At 64.0% G+C, this 18,622-nt stretch carries 16 protein-coding genes and 1 pseudogene; 4 read left to right on the top strand and 13 right to left on the bottom strand.

What is annotated here, in order from left to right:
- The first annotated feature begins 51 nt into the window (after positions 1-51).
- The 3 genes and pseudogenes from R2601_RS22750 to R2601_RS22735 all read left to right on the top strand — a co-directional run bounded on the left by R2601_RS22750 (position 52) and on the right by R2601_RS22735 (position 3,438).
- Positions 52-1,182 carry an IS110 family RNA-guided transposase gene (locus R2601_RS22750; RefSeq protein ID WP_040545730.1) on the top strand — a complete coding sequence of 377 codons (1,131 nt, stop codon included), beginning with the start codon at positions 52-54 and terminating at the stop codon, positions 1,180-1,182.
- Positions 1,183-1,539: 357 nt separating this feature from the next.
- Positions 1,540-2,711, top strand: a pseudogene (locus R2601_RS26250) (IS5 family transposase).
- Between the two features lie 187 nt (positions 2,712-2,898).
- Positions 2,899-3,438, top strand: coding sequence for a hypothetical protein (locus R2601_RS22735; RefSeq protein ID WP_040545729.1), 540 nt, complete (start codon positions 2,899-2,901; stop codon positions 3,436-3,438).
- Here the strand turns inward: R2601_RS22735 and R2601_RS22730 are convergent.
- From R2601_RS22730 to hmgA, 12 genes are all read right to left on the bottom strand, one after another.
- Complete coding sequence (locus tag R2601_RS22730; protein ID WP_007803114.1) at positions 3,409-3,951, bottom strand: VOC family protein; 543 nt, start codon at positions 3,949-3,951, stop codon at positions 3,409-3,411. The genes R2601_RS22735 and R2601_RS22730 overlap by 30 nt on opposite strands.
- Before the next feature lie 350 nt (positions 3,952-4,301).
- Entirely contained in the window at positions 4,302-5,771 is a 1,470-nt protein-coding gene (locus tag R2601_RS22725) for a TRAP transporter large permease (protein ID WP_007803112.1), read from the bottom strand.
- Positions 5,768-5,890 carry a hypothetical protein gene (locus R2601_RS27620; protein ID WP_007803111.1) on the bottom strand — a complete coding sequence of 41 codons (123 nt, stop codon included), beginning with the start codon at positions 5,888-5,890 and terminating at the stop codon, positions 5,768-5,770. The genes R2601_RS22725 and R2601_RS27620 overlap by 4 nt, the downstream gene beginning before the upstream one ends.
- Positions 5,891-5,980: 90 nt before the next feature.
- A complete protein-coding gene (locus R2601_RS22720) occupies positions 5,981-6,301 on the bottom strand; it encodes a TRAP transporter small permease subunit (protein WP_195903884.1) in 321 nt (106 codons plus the stop codon).
- A 114-nt stretch (positions 6,302-6,415) separates the two neighbouring features.
- Entirely contained in the window at positions 6,416-7,483 is a 1,068-nt protein-coding gene (locus tag R2601_RS22715) for a TRAP transporter substrate-binding protein (RefSeq protein ID WP_040545728.1), read from the bottom strand.
- A gap of 295 nt (positions 7,484-7,778) precedes the next feature.
- On the bottom strand, positions 7,779-8,474 hold the full coding sequence (locus tag R2601_RS22710; protein WP_007803106.1) for an EthD domain-containing protein: 696 nt from the start codon (positions 8,472-8,474) through the stop codon (positions 7,779-7,781).
- Positions 8,475-8,516: 42 nt separating this feature from the next.
- Positions 8,517-9,698: an NADH:flavin oxidoreductase/NADH oxidase gene (locus R2601_RS22705; protein ID WP_110740118.1), complete on the bottom strand. Its 1,182-nt coding sequence runs from the start codon at positions 9,696-9,698 to the stop codon at positions 8,517-8,519.
- Between the two features lie 497 nt (positions 9,699-10,195).
- Positions 10,196-11,797 carry an IclR family transcriptional regulator gene (locus tag R2601_RS22700; RefSeq protein WP_007803102.1) on the bottom strand — a complete coding sequence of 534 codons (1,602 nt, stop codon included), beginning with the start codon at positions 11,795-11,797 and terminating at the stop codon, positions 10,196-10,198.
- 426 nt (positions 11,798-12,223) lie between these two features.
- Positions 12,224-12,853 (bottom strand): maleylacetoacetate isomerase, encoded by a 630-nt coding sequence (gene maiA, locus R2601_RS22695; protein ID WP_007803100.1) that lies wholly within the window; start codon positions 12,851-12,853, stop codon positions 12,224-12,226.
- A 229-nt stretch (positions 12,854-13,082) separates the two neighbouring features.
- The gene (locus tag R2601_RS22690) at positions 13,083-14,051 is read right to left on the bottom strand and encodes an MBL fold metallo-hydrolase (RefSeq protein WP_007803098.1); all 969 of its coding nucleotides are present in this window, start codon (positions 14,049-14,051) and stop codon (positions 13,083-13,085) included.
- Between the two features lie 17 nt (positions 14,052-14,068).
- On the bottom strand, positions 14,069-15,310 hold the full coding sequence (fahA, locus tag R2601_RS22685; protein ID WP_007803096.1) for a fumarylacetoacetase: 1,242 nt from the start codon (positions 15,308-15,310) through the stop codon (positions 14,069-14,071).
- An 80-nt stretch (positions 15,311-15,390) separates the two neighbouring features.
- Positions 15,391-16,758: a homogentisate 1,2-dioxygenase gene (gene hmgA, locus R2601_RS22680; RefSeq protein WP_040545727.1), complete on the bottom strand. Its 1,368-nt coding sequence runs from the start codon at positions 16,756-16,758 to the stop codon at positions 15,391-15,393.
- A 182-nt stretch (positions 16,759-16,940) separates the two neighbouring features.
- Between hmgA and R2601_RS22675 the strand changes: the two genes are divergently transcribed.
- The gene (locus tag R2601_RS22675) at positions 16,941-17,426 is read left to right on the top strand and encodes a MarR family winged helix-turn-helix transcriptional regulator (RefSeq protein WP_007803091.1); all 486 of its coding nucleotides are present in this window, start codon (positions 16,941-16,943) and stop codon (positions 17,424-17,426) included.
- Positions 17,427-17,445: 19 nt separating this feature from the next.
- On the opposite strand, the gene R2601_RS22670 is transcribed toward R2601_RS22675, so the two are convergent.
- Positions 17,446-18,534 carry a substrate-binding domain-containing protein gene (locus tag R2601_RS22670; RefSeq protein ID WP_007803089.1) on the bottom strand — a complete coding sequence of 363 codons (1,089 nt, stop codon included), beginning with the start codon at positions 18,532-18,534 and terminating at the stop codon, positions 17,446-17,448.
- Positions 18,535-18,622: the final 88 nt, after the last annotated feature.

The raw sequence follows: 18,622 nt of genomic DNA, 5'->3' as shown, positions 1-18,622 counted from the left end.
AGGGTGCGTCCGGTGGCGGGCGCCGAGCCTCAAGAATGGGGGAGAGACCACATGCAGGGTAGCACGTTCATCGGATTGGATGTCCATAAGGCGACGATTTCAGTCGCGGTTGCGATGGGAGAGCGCGGTGGAGAGGTCCGGCATTGGGGGACGGTGCCGCACCGCCCTGATTATGTCCGTAAGCTGGTGGAAAAGCTGGCTGCGAGCGGAGGCCGGTTGTGTTTCTGCTATGAGGCCGGGCCTTGCGGCTACGGTCTGCACCGGCAACTCGTCGACATGGGGCATGACTGCATCGTGGTCGCACCATCGCTCATTCCGGTGAAGACGGGCGACCGTGTGAAGACCGACCGCCGCGATGCAGTGATGCTGGCGAAGTTGCACCGTGCAGGAGAGCTGACAGCGGTCTGGGTGCCGGATGCGGCGCATGAGGCGATGCGCGACCTGGTACGAGCGCGCGCTACGGCGATGCAGGTGCTGGGAAAGGCGCGTCAGCATTTGCAGGGGTTTCTGCTAAGGCACGGTCGCATCTATCCCGGAAAGAAGGGGTGGACAGTCGCCTACCGTCGCTGGCTGACCACGGTGCGCTTTGAGCACCCTGCCCAGAAGATCGTGTTCCAGGACTATGTCGATGCGGTCTCCGACGCCGAAGTCCGTGTCGAGAGGCTCACGACACAGATTGCCGACCTGCTCCCGACCTGGTCGCTGGCCCCGGTGGTCGAGGCGGTGCAAGCGATGAGGGGCGTAGCCTTCATCGTCGCAGTTACCGTGGTGGCCGAGGTCGGCGATTTCCAGCGGTTCGATAACCCACGTCAATTGATGGCCTACCTCGGGCTCACGCCTTCGGAATATTCCAGTGGGGCCACTGTGCGCCGTGGTGGCATCACAAAGGCCGGCAGTGGTCTCGCCCGGCGGGCGCTGATCGAAGGAGCGTGGAGCTACCGCATGCAGGCCCGCGTCAGCCGCAAACTCCACGACAGGCTCGAGGGCCTACCCAAAGCCGTGCGTGACATTGCGTGGAAGGGACAGTTGCGGATGTGCCAACGCTACCGACATCTGGTTGCGGCTGGAAAAGCGAAGGTTGTCGTCACCACGGCCATCGCGCGCGAGATGGTTGGTTTCATCTGGGCCATCGCCAGAGCTGTCACCTCGCCACATGACGTCGGAGCGCCCGCTCATAGCTGAGAAAGGCGTCCCGATCATGCCGATGCGCAAGGTTGGGGGCGGAACGCGGTGGGGAATCCTCGTGCCCTGTTATGAGCCGACACGGTCGACGCTCGTCCCTTAGAACGAGGCAGCCCCAAGACGAAACCACGGTCATGCGGTAGCCAACCCGCGCATGAGAGCTTGCTCAACCGTCGTCTCAGTTCCGTCTCCTACCTTGCGCATCTATACTACATTGCGCCCGGCCTCGCCGGATTATTTGACGTGAACCAAACGGTTGACAGCGATCATGAGAGCAGGCCGCTGAAAAACTCCTGCCTCGACGCCTGTCGCGGAACATGATTCACCGTCGCCACTACGATGGCGACGGAGTGTGGGATGCGTGGATCAGATCAGGTGACGGGCTCGCTGTTCAGCTACGTCGATCTCGAGGAGCGCATTCCAGTGCGACACCCGCTTCGCAAGATCAGGGCCGTCGTCAACGACGCACTGCGCTCCCTGGATGCAGAGTTCGACCGGCTTTACGCGGGTGAGGGCCGCCCCTCGATCGCGCCGGAACGATTGATCCGGGCCAGCCTGCTGCAAATCCTCTACTCGATCCGGTCCGAGCGGCAGCTCATGGAGCAGATGGACTACAACTTGCTGTTCCGCTGGTTCGTGGGCCTTGGGATCGATGACGTTGTCTGGGTCCCGACCGTGTTCACGAAGAACCGCGACCGGCTGCTGACCACGGACATGTCGCGCAAGAACATGGCCGCCATTCTGGCGCATCGCGAGGTGGCACCGCTGCTGTCGGACGACCATTTCTCGGTCGACGGCACCCTTGTGAAGGCCTGGGCGTCGATGAAGAGTTTCCAGCCGAAGGAAAGAGCGACGTTGGGCGGGGACGAGGGTTCCGGCGATCCGCCAGATGGCAGCGCGCCGCCCACATCTTCCTCTGACCAGTCCACCGTCGAGCCCGACCCGATGACCCGCCCCACACGCCGCAACCGTAACGCCGAAGTCGACTTCCGTGGCGAACGACGGTCGAACGCGACCCATGCTTCGATGACCGATCCGGAGGCCCGGCTGTTCAAGACCCCCCCGGCGCCGGCGCCATGCTGTGCTTCATGGGGCACAGCATGATGGAGAACCGCTCCGGCCTGATCGTGCAGGCCGACCTGACGCGGGCGGACGGCCACGCCGAGCGGCGTGCTGCCATCGACATGCTTCACCGCCACTCGCCGGGATCGACCCGGCGCCTGACCCTGGCAGCGGACCGCGGTTACGACAGCGCCGACTTCGTCGCCGAGCTGCGCCAAATGGTGGTCACGCCGCATGTCGCCCAGAAGTCTCGACACTCCGCCATCGACGGCAGAACCACCCGGCACCCCGGCTACGCCAAGTCACAGCGGCGCCGGAAGAAGATCGAGGAACCTTTCGGCTGGACCAAAACCGTCGGTGGCATGGCGCAGCCCCTGTACCGCGGCATCGAGCGCGTACGGGCCCGCTTCACCTTGGCGATGGCGGCCTGCAACCTCGCGAGGCTGCCGAAACTGCTCGCCAACTGAGCCGGCAAGCGGCTACTCGGACTGCCGGTTCGCAAACCAGGCCGCATCGAGCTCCTGCTCAAGGGAAACCCTTCCTCAAGGCAGACCTTTTCAGCGGCCTGCTAGGGGTAACAAGTATCCCTACTACTCATGCCGAGGAAAAGGCTGCGAAAGCTGTCACAAAGTAATCCCCAGAGACAAACTATAGATGGAGTTCCTGAACCACCTCGATGAACTTCAGCCCTGCACCGAGGTCAGGGATGCCGCACATGCGATCCTCGCGGACATGTGGTCACAACGCGAGGCGCACCGTTCCGAACGTAGAAAAAATGCCCAGAAGCTCGCCCGGAAGGCTGAGGCCGAGATCAGAAAATTTCTGGATCGGATCGTGAACACCACGAACCCGAACATCATTGCGGCTTACGAGAAAAAGATCTCTGACTTGCAACGCGATGCGCTGGTTTGGAAGGAAGAAGCCCAGAATCTCGGCAAGAAACAGCCCCAGTTCAAGGAGTTGTTCGAACAATCCATGGAGGTACTGTCGAACCCCTGTGAAATATGGAGAAATCGGGACTTCGGGTGGAAGCGGATGGTGCTGAAGGTCGTCTTTTCCGAGCGCCTGCCCTACTGTCGGAAAAACGGACTTCGAACAGCAAAAACCACCTTTGCCTTCAAGGACTTATCGGCAGCCAATACCGGCGATGGTATTTTGGCGCGGTCACGACGTTTCGAACTCCTTCGCGTGTAGCCAATCTGCGTGTTTTGGGGCGCGCTTGGTCCGGCTCCACTCTTCGAGCATGTCCCATTTTACAGAATCGAGTCGTTCCAGCGCCTTCTGTTGATCCGGATCCGGTGCTGCCAGCTCGACCCGGTGGCCGTTCGGATCGAAAAAGTAGATCGAGTGGAAGATCGAGTGATCGGTCACGCCGAGCACCTCAACGCCATTCTTCTCAAGATGATCTCGGTACTCCAGCAGAGCCTCGCGATCCTTCACCTGGAACGCGATGTGTTGGACCCAAGGGGGTGTGTTCTCATCACGCCCCATGTCGGGCTTGGTGGGAAGCTCGAAAAATGCCAGCACGTTACCCGCCCCGGCGTCGAGAAAGACATGCATGTAGGGGTCCGGCTCGTGGGTCGAGGGCACCTTGTCTTCGGCGATCGCCAGCACGAAGCCCATATTGAGCATCTCGGTATAGAACTGGACGGTCTCCTTTGCGTCACGGCAGCGATAGGCGACGTGGTGAATGCGTTCGATCTTCACGGTACAAGCTCCATTATTAGTTGCATATGCAACTAGTAGGTTTTCAGCCGTAAGCGCGACTTGATCCAAATCAGTTACGCAATATCAAACTCGCTTTTTTTGGCGGGACCGCTCCCTTGCAGATCGCCCCGCAACGGAGCTGGCTCCGCTCCTCTTCGCCCGTTGAAACACAAGCGCGGCCCCCGTTCGGAGGCCGCGCTTCACCTTCGGCGAAAGGCAGTTTCGGTCAGGCGATGGTTGCCTTGATGGCGACACGCAGTTTGCACGCGAAGACTTCAGCGGCGGAGCTGTAGACTCTTCGCCCTCCGGCCTCCTCGGTTGCGCTCAGAGAGGCAAAGGTGGCTCGCGCCTCAATCCAGCATCGCATGCGGGATCCACATTGCGATTTCCGGAAAGGCCATGACCAGCATCAGGGCGATCAACTGCAACACCACGAAGGGAATGATCCCGCGATAGACGTGGCCCAGCCGCACTTCGGGCGGCGCCACCGCCTTGAGGTAGAACAGAGATGGCCCCATCGGCGGTGTCATGAAGGAGGTCTGGAGGTTGATCGCCAGCATGATGGCGAACCAATAGGGCAGATCTTGGGGCGAGACGTGCTCGCCGAAGTCCTGCGCGAGCATGATTGGCGCGAAGACCGGCAGGACGATCAGCGTGATTTCGATCCAGTCAAAGAAGAAGCCCAGAACGAAGACCAGGACAAGCACGATCGCCAGCAGGTGCCAGGGGCTCAACTCGAGCGCGATCACGTAGTCGGTCACCAGATGCTCGCCGCCCAGCAGGCGGAACGTCAGGGCGAAGGCGGTGGCGGCAAGGATGATCATGAAGATCATGCCGGTGGTCAGCGCGGACTCCCGGATCGAGTCCAGAAAGATCCGCCACCAGCCGCGGTTCTCGGCCGCGAAGCGCGACAGCGCGCCGCCCTTGGCCGCGTTGGCCGCCGCGCCTTCGATCGCGAAGCGGGTGTAGCTCAGCGCGGTGTAGATCACCGGGCGCACCACGAAGGCAAGCAGCAGCGCCCCTCCCGCGCCGATCCCGGCGGACTCGGTCGGGGTGGCCCAACCGAAGAGGATCGAACCAAGCACGCAGAAGATCAGCAGAAAGGCAGGCACGAGTCCGACCAGAAGCGTGACGATCAGCCGGCCGAGATCCTTGCTCCCATGTCCGCTGCGCGCCGCCGGGGCGGCCCCCGGCGCAAAGACGCTCACACCGAGGATGAACACCAGGTAGAGGACGCCCAGAAGCAGGCCCGGACCGAAGGCTGCCATGAACATCGTGCCCACGGAACGCGACAGAAGATCGGCGATGATCACCAGCATGATCGACGGCGGGATCAGGATCCCGAGCGTGCCCGAGGCTGCGATGGTTCCCGAGGCCAGTGCCGGTGAGTATCGTTTCTCCAGCATCACCGGCATGGCCAGCAGGCTCAGCATCACCACCGAGGCGCCAACGATGCCCGTCGCCGCGGCGAGGATGATGCCCAATAGCGTGACCGAAAGCGCAAGCCCGCCGGGAACGCGTTCCAGCGCCCGGTTGAGACTGGCAAGCATATCCTTGGCCACGCCGGCCTTCTCAAGCACCACCCCCATGAAGACAAAAAGCGGCACCGTGGTCAGCGTCAGATTCTCGGCAGCCCCGCTCCACATGCGCTGGGTGATGGAATAGAGCTGGATCGGGATCAGCTCGCCGGTCAGCACGCCGATCAGGCCGAAGGCGACACCGACCCCACCCAGGACGAAAGCCACCGGAAACCCGGAAAACAGCAGCATCGCCATCGTGGCGAACATGAAAAGCGGCAGAAATTCGATGAAGGTGCTCACAGCGAGCCCGCCCCCTTGCGGTCGAGATTGGCGCGGTGCGGGTCGATCAGCGCGGCAGCACTGCGACAGGCGCGGCTGAGTCCGGCCAGCGCGACGAGGTAGATGCCGAGCGGCAACATGGATTTGATCGCCCAGCGGTAAGGCAGGCCGTCGATCGACTGCGAGACCTCACCACGTGTGAACGAGGTCAGGGCGAAATTCGTGGCGTATTAACCGGTGACGGCGCAGAACGGAAAAACCAGCAGCAGAATGCCCAGCAGCTCGACCAGCGCCTTGCCGCGCGGTGAGAACGTCGCGTGAAGCAGGTCGATCCTCACGTGGCGGTCGTGGATATAGGCGGTTCCGAGCACACCCATGATCAGGATCGTGTGCAGATGCCACTCGGCCTCTTGCAGCTGGGTCGACCCCATCTGCAGAAAGCGCCGCGTGACAACGTCGAAGACCACGACGACGACCAGCGCCGGAAGCGCAAAGGCCGCGATACGCGCGATCGTGTTCAGCACGGCGTCGATCGCTGCGCTCAGTTTCAACAAAGGGGACATTTTTCCTCCACGCCCGGTCCGGCGTCGGCATGGCCGCCCCGCCAGCGGTTGTGGCGGGGCCCGTTTCGGCAGGACCGGGCGCGGAGCCCGGTCCCGTCTTGTTCAGTCCGTGGCGGGCTTGAGGTAGCCCAGGTTCTGCCAATCGGCGTACCCGTCGCGGAAGCTGTTGTAGGACGCCATCACGCGGGCAAAGCTTTCGTGCTTTTCGCTTTCCTCGGCAGCGACCTCGTCCCAGGCGGATTCGAGAGCGGCGAGCAGGTCATCGGACCACTGGCGCACCTCGGGATCGCCGTCCTTTTCCATCAGCGCCTGAATGGCAGCCGGCTGGTCCGCCGCCCCTTGCGCCAGTGTGCGCAAGGTGGCTTCGCCACAGGTGGTCTCGATGGCCAGCTGCTGTTGCTCGCTGAGCGCGTTCCAGGTGTCGAGGTTGATGATCAGAGTGTCGATCGACACCTGCTGGTGCCAGCCGGGAAAGTAGACGTAGTCCACCACCTGTTCGAGGCCTGCGTTCAGGTCGACGGATGGGCTGGCATATTCGCCGCCGTCAATCACGCCGCGTTCAAGCGCGGCATAGACCTCGGATCCGGCGATCAGCTGGATCGAAGCCCCGAGCTTGTCGAGCACGCGCCCGCCAAGGCCGAAATAGCGCAGCTTCATGCCCGAGAGGTCCTCGGCAGAGTTGATCTCGCGCTTCATCCAGCCCGATGTTTCGGGCGCACCGAGAGTGCAGACGAAGCCCTTCAGGTTCAGGTTGGCAAGCAGCTCGTCATGCAGTTCATTGCCGCCGCCATAGCGCATCCACGCCATGAACTCGGTCGCCTGCGGGCCGAAGGGCACGGCGGTGAAGATCGTCATCGCGGGCTCGAGCCCGGCACCGTAGCCCGGCGTGCCGAAGGCCATGTCGACAGCGCCCTGCGAGACGGCGTCGAAATAGTCTGTGCTCGGCACCAGTGCGCCGGGCTCAAACACATCAACCTCGAGACTGCCGCCGGTGAGCTTCTCGATCCGCTCGGCGATCCACGGAGTGATCTCGCCGATCACCGGGGTCTGCGTGGGGAATGCGCTGTGCATCCGCAGTTTGCGTGTCTCCTGCGCGGCCGCGGCGCCGGCGGCGACGATCGCGACGGCCGAAACCATTGCGCGAAGTGTGAAGCCGTTGAGTAGTGCCATGATCTTTCCTCCCAGTATTTGAAGCCTTCTCCGGATCGGAGAAGGGAATTTCCGTGCCTGCGCAACGCTCCGGGCCGCTCTGAAAGGCCCGGGTCAGGCCCGGTCACAGCCGTCAGGCTTTAGTATGCTATATGCAAACTGTTTCACTTTTGGCGAATTTCTGTCAACCGCGGAGATCGCCGATTTTGTGTCCGCTGAACCCGCGCGTCTGACCTCCTACTGTGGCGCAGCGCTTGACGGCGGGCGCACCGGCTCCGCCCGGGATCTCGCCGGTGTCCCTGTCGAGCAAGGCCGCTCAGACGACCTGTCGGGTTTCGACGAAATAGGGTGTGATCGTGTCGAGAAAGACTTTTGCGTGCTCTTGGGTCTCGGTCACGATGTCAGTGGCGTAGAGTTCTGCCGCGGCTTCGGTATCGCGGAACCAGAATTCGACGATCCCGTCGACCGGAACTGCCGAATAGGGTGCGCGTTCGGTGCGTGATCCATGATAGCGGTCGACCACGATGTTCTGGTGATAGCCCAGGACATTCGGCCAGCGCCGCACAAAATCCGCATGGGTGTCGAGCCATTCGTGCCGGAACTGTTCGGGGGTGACGTCGGGCCGCCGCTTAAGCAGCGTCATGCGCTTGATGAAAGGCCCACCGTCGAAGTCCATCGGCACGACCTTGTGTTTCTCGCAGGCGACAAGTTGAACGTCCTCAAGAAACGCCTCTTCATCCACAAGCGTCGGCGCGAAGACCTCTCCGCTGACCGCATCGAGCATCGCCTGCATGTCGTCGAAATGCAGCTCGGAGAAGCCGTCGAGATCCCATTCCGAACCGCGCGCATGGCTGATCCCGAACTGATCCTTGTTGGTCACGACATGCTGGAAATAGGCCCGTAGCCCCGGAAATTTCGCCGCCATCGGGCCGTGGCTCTTTTCCCAATGCGCGTTGAAGTCTTCGGGCGAAAGGCCCGACTTGCGGGTCAGCAGACCAAATCGGGTGATCATGACGTTGTCTCCTCCTGTGTCATGTCCGTCAGGCGTGGGCAGTCAGTCGGCCTTGTCGAGCCGTTCCAACGCCCCCTGTCTCTTCGCGAGCCACTCGCGATGCTGAAGCGGCCAGGGCTCGAAGGTCTCGGCACAGCCAAGCGCACGGGCCGCTTCGGCGGGCCAATACGGCGTGCGCAGCATCTCGCGCCCGAGCGCGACAAGGTCGGCCCGACCTTCTGCGACAACGGCATCGGCCTGTTCGGGGGTCAGAATGATCCCCACGGCCTGGGTCGCGATGCCGGTGCGGGCGCGCACCTCCTCTGCGAACGGCACCTGAAAGCCGATCCCGCGTGGAACGTTGCTGCGCCGTGTGGCCTCGCTGAGACCGCCGGAAGAGCAGTCGACGACATCGACGCCCACCTCCTTCAACGCCTCGGCCAAGGCAACCGAGTCCTCCATATCCCAGCCGCCTTCCGCGCCATCGAGGCACGAGAGACGGGCAAATAGAGGCTTGCCCTCGGGGCATGCAGCCCGCACCTCGCGCGCGGTCTCGACCGCAAGACGCATCCGGTTTTCCAGCGAGCCACCATAGGCGTCACTGCGCTTGTTGGAGTGCGGCGACAGGAAGCTGGCCAGCAGATAGCCATGACCGAAATGCAGCTCGATGACATCCGCGCCGGCGGCATCCGCGCGCCGGGCGGCTTGCACGAAGGCCTCCTTGATCTCTGAGATTGCCTCAAGCGTCAGAACATCGGGCACAGACCATTCAGGGCTGGCCGCGATGGCACTCGGCCCGACACGGCACCAGTCGAGTCCGCTGGCATCGAGCGCCTCGACACTGAGCGGGCGGCCGCCTTCCCAGAGCGGTTCGGAGAAGGCCTTTCGACCGGCGTGGGCCAGCTGAATTCCGAAGAGGGCCCCGTTGGCGTGGATGAAGTCGGCGATCCGGCGCAGGCCGGGGATGTGGTCGTCATCCCAGATCCCGAGATCGGCGAACCCGACGCGGCTATCACTGGTCACCGCCGTGCTTTCGGTCAGAACCAGTGCGGCGCCGCCAAGGGCGAACTTGCCGTAGTGCACGAGGTGCCAGTCCTGTGCGATGCCGTCGACGGCGGAATGCTGGCACATGGGCGACACCACCATGCGGTTCTTGAGCGTGACGCCGCGCAGGCTTAACGGCTGCAACAGCGCGGGCGGCGCCGCCACGGCCTCAGCGGGCGCACCCGTTTCCGGTCTCGACATGGTATCCTCCTCACGTGTGTCCGGGCCAACCCCATGCGGGTCGGCTCAGCCATGGTGTTATCTATTGGCAAAATGATTCACCAAATGCAAATCATTTTCCGATTGCCTCCGGGCGAGCGCCTGGATTCAACGTGACCGGTCGAGAGATCCCGGCACCGCCCCGGGGAGGCAATCTGCTGGCGCAGAGGTTCGCGGCGATATGTGTGCATTGACCCCGCTTGCGATCCGGGCCGCTGCGCGCCCTGCCCCGTATTGCAGACATGGGCGCCCTGGCAGCCCCGACCGAAGGCTCCAGAGGCGAGCTCGCCGGTCTGCGGTCAATCAACCCGATGACCTGCCGTGGTCACGCGACGGTCGGGCATGAGGGCGGCGCTGGTCGCTCGGAGATGCAGGGAGTTAGGGGCACCCGACGCCGGTGCTCTTTGGTTTGCAGCCCGGTGACCGCTCAGGTCGCGAATGCTGGTTGCTGGCTCATGACCGCCCGGGAGTGGTCGACATCAGGGCGCGTGGCCGAGGTCGGCCGAGATGCGCGCCACCGCCGCAAGCAGCTGCTGTCTCAGGTGCGTCTCATCAGCCAAGACCCGTTCGAGCTCACCGGTCATCGTGACGGCGAACCAGATCTCGCCATTGTGGTCAAAGATTGGGGCTGCAAGAGAACGGAGCCGGATCGGCCCACGCTGCTCCCAGGTGGCGCAGCCAGCGGCGCGGATCTCTCTCGCCTGCGCATCAAGCAGATCATCCTCGGGGTTCGCGTCGTGCAGACGCGGAAAGGCCGCGCGTTCGGCCAGCACCGCCGGGGCGCGCAACTCGGCGCTGATATGCGCGCGAAACAGCAGCCCGGTGGCAGAGCGCGCAAGCGGCATGCTGCGCCCGATATGGATATCGGTGTGACGCGCCTCACGGCCCCGGACGATGTCTACGACCACGGGCCCATAGGTACCCCAAACCGACAGGAAACACATCATTTCGGTCTCGCCGGACAGCTCGCCGATCAGCTTTCGCGCACTCTCGAACGCATCGTAGCTGTGCAGGCGTACCAGCAACAATTCTGCGGCCACCGGCCCGAGACGATACCGTGGCGAGCCGGGGACCTTCTCCACCAGTCCGGTGCGCCGCAGGCTGACCAAGTAGCCATGCGCCTTGGCCGGAACGAGCGCGGCGTCGCTGCACACGTCCTTGAGCTTGCGCGGCTCGGGCGAAAGCGCCATGGCGGATAGCAGCCGCCCTGCAATCTCGGCCGATCCGACGCCGCGGCGGTCTTCGGGCACCGACGCAGCCTCCTCGGCTGGCTCCATAATCCCGGCAGGCAACTCGGCGAACACCGCAGGCTCATCGCGCGCAGCGCGCAGGTCTCTGGAGATCTCCTCCGCAAGATCCACGGCAGACCGTCGAGGCAGTCCCGACGTGCTCCCGACGATGGTCATGACGCAAAGCAGCCGCTCGCCCTCATCGAAGACCGGCACGGCAAGACCGTTGATCCCGGGAAAATAGGCATCCTGAACGAAGCTGTAGCCGGTCTCGTGAATCTCGGAGATCATTGCCTCAAGCGTGGCGCGCTCCGGCACATCGCCAATGCCCGGGACATCCGTGCGGGCCTCGAATTCGTCCTCGGCGCGGTCGGCCACGCGGGGATCGTCCGACAGCGCGAGAAAGACTCGCCCCGTGGCGGTGCCGGTCACATTATAGACCGTTCCCGGCCGAAGGTTGAGATTGAGCGAGCTGCGCGATGGGATGACCTTGGCTACGGTCGGCATCTGCCCGGCCCAGAAGACGAGCGCGACCAAGAGGTCACGCTCTGCTGCGATCCTCTGCGCCAGTGGCAGGACACCATAGGACTGGCCAATCATCTCGAGCCTGCATTGTCCCAGTCGCGCCGCCAGCGGCCCAATGGCATGACCTTTCGCATCGGCGTCGAGTTCGATCAGCCCGAGACGTTGCAGGCTCGTCAGATACGGTCGCAACTGAGCTGGCTGAAGCCCGGACGCGGCCGCGATCTCAACCAGGCCCGGCCGCTCGCCCAGTCCGGTCATGCTTCCAAGGATGGTGCCGAAGATCTCCACCGATTTGAGGCCGCGGCCAAGATCGTCCTCAGCTTTCATCTCTTCCTGCGCCTCATTCCGATCCTTGTGGTCCGACCTACTGCATCAGCCGGATCAGGGACAGGGTGAGCTCCGAAAAAACCTCAGCCCCCCGAATGCAACCGAGAGGTGCCTCTTGAGGCCTGTCGCGAACCCAATGGAAGACGCGCCCGGACATGGGCGCCTCGCTCCACTGTCGCGCGCCGACGCCCTCGGCGCCGACGCGCAAGTTTCGCGGCTGGAGGACATGGCTTGTATCGCAAAGTGTCGGCACAATGCGGCGAATCAATTTCCATATGGCGAATTACTGACAGCCTGACACTCTCACCGAACGGAAGACATCTCCTTCCTCTGGACAACCTTCATGACCCTTGCCGATGCCCCTGCAAGGGCTGCCGATCTGCATCAGCGCCGGCGGCATTCTCATGTCGGTCCAGCGCCCTCGTACTACTCGGGCATGACCGCGTCGGGATGCGCGGCCTGAAAGGCCGGAAGATCGGCGCAAGCTGCCGCGACGCGGGTGATCTTTGGAAGATCAGACGTGTCGACCCCCCAACGGTCGGCGTTATAGAGCTGCGGGATCAGGGCGAGATCGGCCTGCGTCAGGGACGCACCCATGCAGAACGGCACCGCCTCATCCAGCATCCGCTCGATTGCGACGAGCCCCGGACGAATGAAGTGCCGCATCCATTCGGCGCGGGTCTCGTCGCGCCCCGTCAGCCTTGCGGCATGGGCCGCCACTCGCAGGTTGCACACCGGGTGTATTTCGCAGGCGATGGCCTGAAGTACGGCGCGCATGCGCGCCGCCTGAGCCGGATCCGCGGGCCGCAGCGACAGTCGCCCGGTGTCCTCGAGGTAGTCGAGGATGGCCATGGACTGGGTCAGTCGAAGCCCATCGATTTCGAGAACCGGGACAAGCGCCTGAGGGTTGCGCGCCACGTGGGCGTCCTCGCTTTGGTCACCGGCGACGAGATCGACCGGCACAGCGCTATAAGACAGATCCGCGAGGTTCAGTGCGATACGCACGCGCCAACTGGCGGTGGAACGCCAGTAGTCGTAGAGGACCACGTCAGTCATGGGTGTCTCCTGGCAAAGGGGTCAAAAAAGGCCCCCGGCAAGAGTCCGGGGGCCGAAACAGCGCTGCCCCGGACGGAGCGCGCGCTGGGGAGAGATCTTGGGAGCACACTAGTCGTTGCGGTCCCATTGGGCCTGCCGGGCGACCCCAAGCCGATTGGACCGGGAGCCGCCCGTACAAGCCGGAAAGAGCCTTGCAGTGGCCCCGGCAGGATGACGCCGGGGTGGGCAATCAGCCTTGAAGGTCAGCCCACATCTGCTGGTCGCGCTCGGCGGTCCAGACGCGCGGCGTGTCGATGCCGCGGGCTTCGTCATAGGCCCGACCGACGTTGAACGGCAGGCAGTGCTCGTAGATCGCGTAATCGGCAAACTTCGGATCGCACTCAGCGCGCACAGCGTCCCACGCCTCCTTGAGCGAGCCGCCACGGGCCACCACGCGCTCCACCGGCTTGTAGGTCGAGCGCACGAAATCCGCCGTGCTCTCGAGCGCTGCGGCCACCGCCGCGTCGCCGACCAACGCATCGCCACGGCCCGGCGCGATGGCCTTCGGCTCGAAGGCTGCGATGTTTGCCAGCGTTTCCGGCCAGTCTCCGAAATGCCCGTCGCCGCAGTAGCAGGCCGAGTGATATTCGACGATGTCGCCAGTGAACATCACCTCTTGATCCGGCACCCAGATCACCGCGTCTCCGGCGGTGTGGGCACGCCCCAGATGCATGATGTCGACGCGACGCTTGCCAAGATAAACCGTCATGCGGTCGCTGAACGTCGTCGTCGGACGGGTCAGGCCGGGGATTTCCTCGTGTCCCTGGAACAGCCGCGGGAAACGGCCGAACTCGCTGTCCCAGTCCTCTTGCCCGCGCTCTTCGACCATCGCCGCGGCGGTGTCGCTCATGATGATTTCGCGCGCGCCATAGGCCGAGGCGCCGAGCACCCGAACCGCGTGGTAATGCGTCAGCACCAAGTGCGAGATCGGCTTGTCGGTCACTGAGCGCACGCACTCAATCACCTTCCGTGCGAGCCGCGGCGTGGCCTGCGCCTCGACGATCATCACGCTCTCGTCGCCGATGATGACGCCGGTGTTGGGATCACCCTCGGCGGTAAAGGCGTAAAGCCCCTCGCCCACCTGCGTGAAGCTGATGGTCTTTTCTTCCATGTCGCCTTGCGACGCGAAGGCCTTGGTCTTTGTGATGGTCTCGGTCATGGTCGGGGTCTCCTCCCTCAGTCTTTGATCCAGTCGGGCTGCGGCACCGCGGGCAGAACCTTGCCCGTGCTCTCACCGAAGCCGATACGATAGCCGTCGCCCTGCGCGGCACCGCGCAGCGTCAGCGTGTCTCCATCCTCAAGGAAGCTGCGCGTCTCGCCGCCGGGCAGCGCAAGCGGCTCCTTGCCACCCCAGCTCATCTCCAGCAGCGATCCGCGGCTGTCCGGGGTGGTGCCCGAGATGGTTCCCGAGCCCAGCAGGTCGCCGGTGCGCATGGCGCAGCCGCTGCTGGTGTGATGGCAAAGCTGCTGCGCGGCGGAGTAGTACATCTCGGAATAGTTGGTGCGCGAGATCACGACCTCCTCACCGCCCTCGGGAGCCAACGCGACCTCGAGCGCGATGTCGTAGAGCATCGGGCCGGGTTCGGAGAGATAGGGCAGCAGCTCACGCTCACGCTCGGGCGTCGAGATGCGGAACGGCGCCAGCGCCGCGGCGGTGACGATCCACGGGCTGATCGTGGTGGCGGTGGCCTTCGACTGGAACGGACCCAAGGGCTGGTATTCCCAGGCCTGGATATCGCGCGCTGACCAGTCGTTGAGCAGCACATAGCCGAAGATCATCTCGTCCGCCTGCGCCACCGAGACCATACCGTCCGAGGGCGTACCGACGATGGCGCCCATCTCGAGCTCGAGATCGAAGCGCCTGCAGGGTGCGAACTCGGGCAGCTCCGCGTCAGGCGCCTTGAGCTGACCCCAGGGGCGACGCACCTCGGCGCCCGACACCACCACCGAAGACGCGCGGCCATTGTAGCCGATGGGGATCGACAGCCAGTTCGGCGGCAGCGCATTCTCCGGCCCGCGGAACATCGAGCCGACGTTGAAGGCGTGGTTCTTGGCGGCGTAGAAATCCGTGTACTCGGTCACGGCGAAGGGCATAAGCAGCGCCACCTCAGCCAGCGGCACCAGACCCGGCTCCACCGCAGCGCGATGCGCCTCGTCGCCCAACAGCTCGATCAGCCGCGCGCGCAGCGCGGCCCAGACCTCGGGGCCGGCGGCCATCACCGCGTTCCACGACGGCGCCGCGAAGAGCGCCGGGTCGAGCCGGTGATCGACGGCGCCCACATCGAGCACGTAGTCGCCGATCGCCACGCCCATGCGCGCACCCTTGCCATCCTCGAACACGCCATAAGGCAGGTTGTTCAGCGGGAAGTCGCAGTCCGGCGCATTGGCCCCCGCGACCCAGCTCGTCATCAAGCTCATCAAAAGTCCTTCCGGGGCCGCGGCCCCTGTTCATCAGTGCGTGAGTGCGGCGGACACCTTGGCCCGCCGCGCTCCAGGCCTCAGTCCCAGTTGCCCTCAGGCGTACCGTCGAAGCGCTTTTTCAGGCTGTCCCAGCAGTCGATGTAATCGTCCTGCAGCGGTGCCTCGGTTGCGGCGAAGCGGGTCAGGTGCTGCGGGAAGCGGGTCTCGAACATGAAGCTCATGGTGTTGTCGAGCTTGCCCGGCTCGAGCTCGCCGAAGCTGGCCTTCTCGAAGGCTTCATTGTCCGGCCCGTGCGGCAGCATCATGTTGTGCAAGCTCATCCCGCCGGGCACGAAGCCCTGCGGCTTGGCGTCATACTCGCCGTAGATGTTGCCCATCATCTCGGACATGACGTTCTTATGATACCAGGGCGGACGGAAGGTGTTCTCGGCCACCATCCAGCGCTCGCGGAACAGGACGAAATCGATATTTGCGGTGCCCTCGACGCCCGAGGGCGCGGTCAGCACGGTGAAGATCGACGGATCGGGGTGATCGAAGAGGATCGCCCCCACTGGGCAATAGGTCCGCAGGTCGTATTTGACCGGCGCGTAGTTGCCGTGCCACGCCACCACATCAAGCGGCGAGTGCCCGATCCAGGTCTCGTGGAACTGGCCCTGCCACTTGATCACTACGCGGCTCTTCGCCTCGCGATCCTCGAAGGCGGCGACCGGGGTCTTGAAGTCGCGCCGGTTGGCCATGCAATTGGCCCCGATCGGGCCGCGGCCCGGCAGGTCGAACTTCTGGCCGTAGTTCTCGCACACGAAGCCGCGCGCCGGACCGTCGATCACCTCGACCCGGTACACAAGGCCGCGCGGCAGAATGGCGATTTCCTTCGGCTCTAGATCGATCACCCCAAGCTCGGTGCAGAAGCGCAGCCGGCCCTCCTGCGGCACGACAAGAAGCTCGCTGTCGGCCGAATAGAAATACTCATCCTGCATCGATTGCGTGACGAGGTAGATGTGGCTCGCCATGCCGACCTGCGTGTAGACGTCGCCAGCGGTGGTCATGGTGCGCATGCCGGTGAGCCAGGTCAGACTGGCCTCGGAATGCGGCACCGGATCCCAGCGGTACTGGCCAAGGCTGATCACGTCGGGATCGACGTTCGGCGCGCTCTGCCAGTAGGGCACGTCGATCTTCGAGAACCGCCCGGTGTGCTTCACCGCCGGCCGGATGCGGTAGCACCAGGTGCGCTCGTTCTGATGGCTCGGCGCGGTGAAAGCGGTGCCGGAGAGTTGCTCGCCATAAAGACCGTAGGCGCAGCGCTGCGGGCTGTTCATCCCCTCGGGCAGCGCACCGGGCAGCGCCTCGGTTTCAAAATCATTGCCGAAGCCGGGCATGTAACCCTCGTGCAGGGCACTGATACCGGGCGCACGGATCATTCCTTGGGGCAGGTCCTGTCGGGACATCTGAGTCTCCTTTTTCAAGCGACTGGCGGTCACGCCAGAGCAGAACATGATCTTGTTGCTAATGCAACCACTATGCGAACTTGTTGTCTATTACCTAATTCTGAACTGCGAAGAGTGCGGTTGCCTTGGCAGGTCTGTGTCGGCATTCTCCGCCCACGCAGCCGCAAATGAAGGAATGTCCCTTGCCCGCCGACGATCGCCAGTCCGAAACGACCTCCTTCGATCTCGAACAATTTCTTCCCTTCATCCTCAACCAGGCGGCAGAGGCGACAGGCCGCGCCTTCCAGCCAGCCTACCGAGAAGGTCACGGGCTCAGCCGGACCGAGTGGCGGGTGCTGGCCATTACCGGGCGCTACGAGCGCCTCACGGCCCGCGACATCTGTGCCATCGCCCACGAAGAAAAGAGCCGGGTCAGTCGGGCCGTCGCGGCCTTGGAACGTCAGGGTCTGATCCGGCGCGAAGCGGACAGCCGGGATCGGCGCTCTGACACCCTCATGCTGACCTCAGACGGATCCGCGCTCTACGCCCGGATCGGCCGATCCGCGATCGCCTTCGACCGTGTGCTGCGCGAAGCGCTGACCCCCGAGGCCGAGGCTGCCTTGCGGCAGCTTCTGGAGCGGATCACCCGGATCGCGGAGGACATGCCCGAGGGGCCGGGGCGAGGCTGAGCGCCCCGCCCCGCAGGACTCACTGCGAAAACAGCGCCTCCATTTTCTCAATCGGCAGCGAGGACGACAGGTCCGCATCCGGCGGCATCGCCGGATCGCAGAGTGGGTCGAGCCCTTCTTCGCTGTTGGCGAAGGGGAAAGCCACCAGGGCGCGGGGTTCGGGATTCTCGATGCCATTGCGCGCCGCCAGCGCAGCGCGAAGCGCGAAGCGCACATCGGCCGTCGTGCCGCTGAGCGCGAGTTGCGGCCACGCTTCACCTGCGGCCTTGGCGTCCGTCCACTTGCACGAATATTCGTTGTTGGTGGCGATGAAGGCCATTGCCGGCACGTCCAGACCAGCCGCCTCATAGGCTTTCACGGCAGCGAGGCTTGTCACCCCGTAATCCGACGCGATCGCGTCAATGTGGTCGTGTTTTGCAATCAGACCGGCCACGGCCTTCTGTGCATCCGCGGGATTCCAGTTGGTGACGATGAAATTGTCGTCCAGCAGCTCGATCCCGGGATAGCCCGAAAGCCCGTCCTTGTAGCCGTCGAGGAACGTCACCGACGAGGCCGAGCCAGCCAGCCCTCCCAGGAAGACGGTCGTGCCCTCGCCCAGGGTCTCGCCAACCCACTCGCCGAAGATCCTGCCCGCCGAGAACGCATCCTCATAGGGGTTTGCGGCATAGTCGACGCCGACCCGGCCGCTGAGGTCCGAGAAATACGGCACCATGGTGGTTCCGGCCATCTGCGCATTCCGATAGGCGGGGATCGCTGCATCGCCGAAATCGGTGTAGCTGATGATGATCTCGTAGCCTTGCGCCACGAAGCCGTTGATAGCGGCGTTGTAGGCCTGCACATCGCCGCCCGCTTCGGCGTAGGTGACCTCGCCGATGTTGTCGCACTTGCCGGCCTCGTCTTCGAGCTCGGCAAAGGCCGTGCGACGCCACGAATTGCCCCCGTAGCCATCGATCAGCGCCACGCGCAGCGGCTCCTCGCCACACAGCGGTGCGATGTCCGCATGATCGTTCACATAGGCGAAATCCTGAGCCATCGCGGCCCCCGCGACGTGCGCGGATACCAGCGCGGTTCCGGCGACGAAAGCTGCCTTGCGGCCAAATCCGGTCATTGTCTTCTCCTCCCGTTGACACGCCGCTTGGCGCCGGTCTCCTCCTGACGCGGCGGCGGCATACAGTGGGGGCGCCCAAGCATGGCCG

It is taken from the genome of Salipiger bermudensis HTCC2601 (assembly GCF_000153725.1).
Classification (GTDB): Bacteria; Pseudomonadota; Alphaproteobacteria; order Rhodobacterales; family Rhodobacteraceae; genus Salipiger; species Salipiger bermudensis.
Note: the sequence above shows the minus strand (reverse complement) of the source record. Positions and strands in the feature narration are given on the sequence as shown.

Bases quoted from the DNA above. Each gene is read 5' to 3' on its own strand.
- R2601_RS22690 (WP_007803098.1), bottom strand. From the start codon at position 14,051: ATGACCGAGACCATCACAAAGACCAAGGCCTTCGCGTCGCAAGGCGAC.
- R2601_RS22735 (WP_040545729.1), top strand. From the start codon at position 2,899: ATGGAGTTCCTGAACCACCTCGATGAACTTCAGCCCTGCACCGAGGTC.
- hmgA (WP_040545727.1), bottom strand. From the start codon at position 16,758: ATGTCCCGACAGGACCTGCCCCAAGGAATGATCCGTGCGCCCGGTATC.
- fahA (WP_007803096.1), bottom strand. From the start codon at position 15,310: ATGAGCTTGATGACGAGCTGGGTCGCGGGGGCCAATGCGCCGGACTGC.
- R2601_RS22670 (WP_007803089.1), bottom strand. From the start codon at position 18,534: ATGACCGGATTTGGCCGCAAGGCAGCTTTCGTCGCCGGAACCGCGCTG.
- R2601_RS22715 (WP_040545728.1), bottom strand. From the start codon at position 7,483: ATGGCACTACTCAACGGCTTCACACTTCGCGCAATGGTTTCGGCCGTC.
- R2601_RS27620 (WP_007803111.1), bottom strand. From the start codon at position 5,890: ATGTTGCCGCTCGGCATCTACCTCGTCGCGCTGGCCGGACTCAGCCGC.
- R2601_RS22750 (WP_040545730.1), top strand. From the start codon at position 52: ATGCAGGGTAGCACGTTCATCGGATTGGATGTCCATAAGGCGACGATT.
- R2601_RS22705 (WP_110740118.1), bottom strand. From the start codon at position 9,698: ATGTCGAGACCGGAAACGGGTGCGCCCGCTGAGGCCGTGGCGGCGCCG.
- R2601_RS22700 (WP_007803102.1), bottom strand. From the start codon at position 11,797: ATGAAAGCTGAGGACGATCTTGGCCGCGGCCTCAAATCGGTGGAGATC.
- R2601_RS22710 (WP_007803106.1), bottom strand. From the start codon at position 8,474: ATGATCACCCGATTTGGTCTGCTGACCCGCAAGTCGGGCCTTTCGCCC.
- maiA (WP_007803100.1), bottom strand. From the start codon at position 12,853: ATGACTGACGTGGTCCTCTACGACTACTGGCGTTCCACCGCCAGTTGG.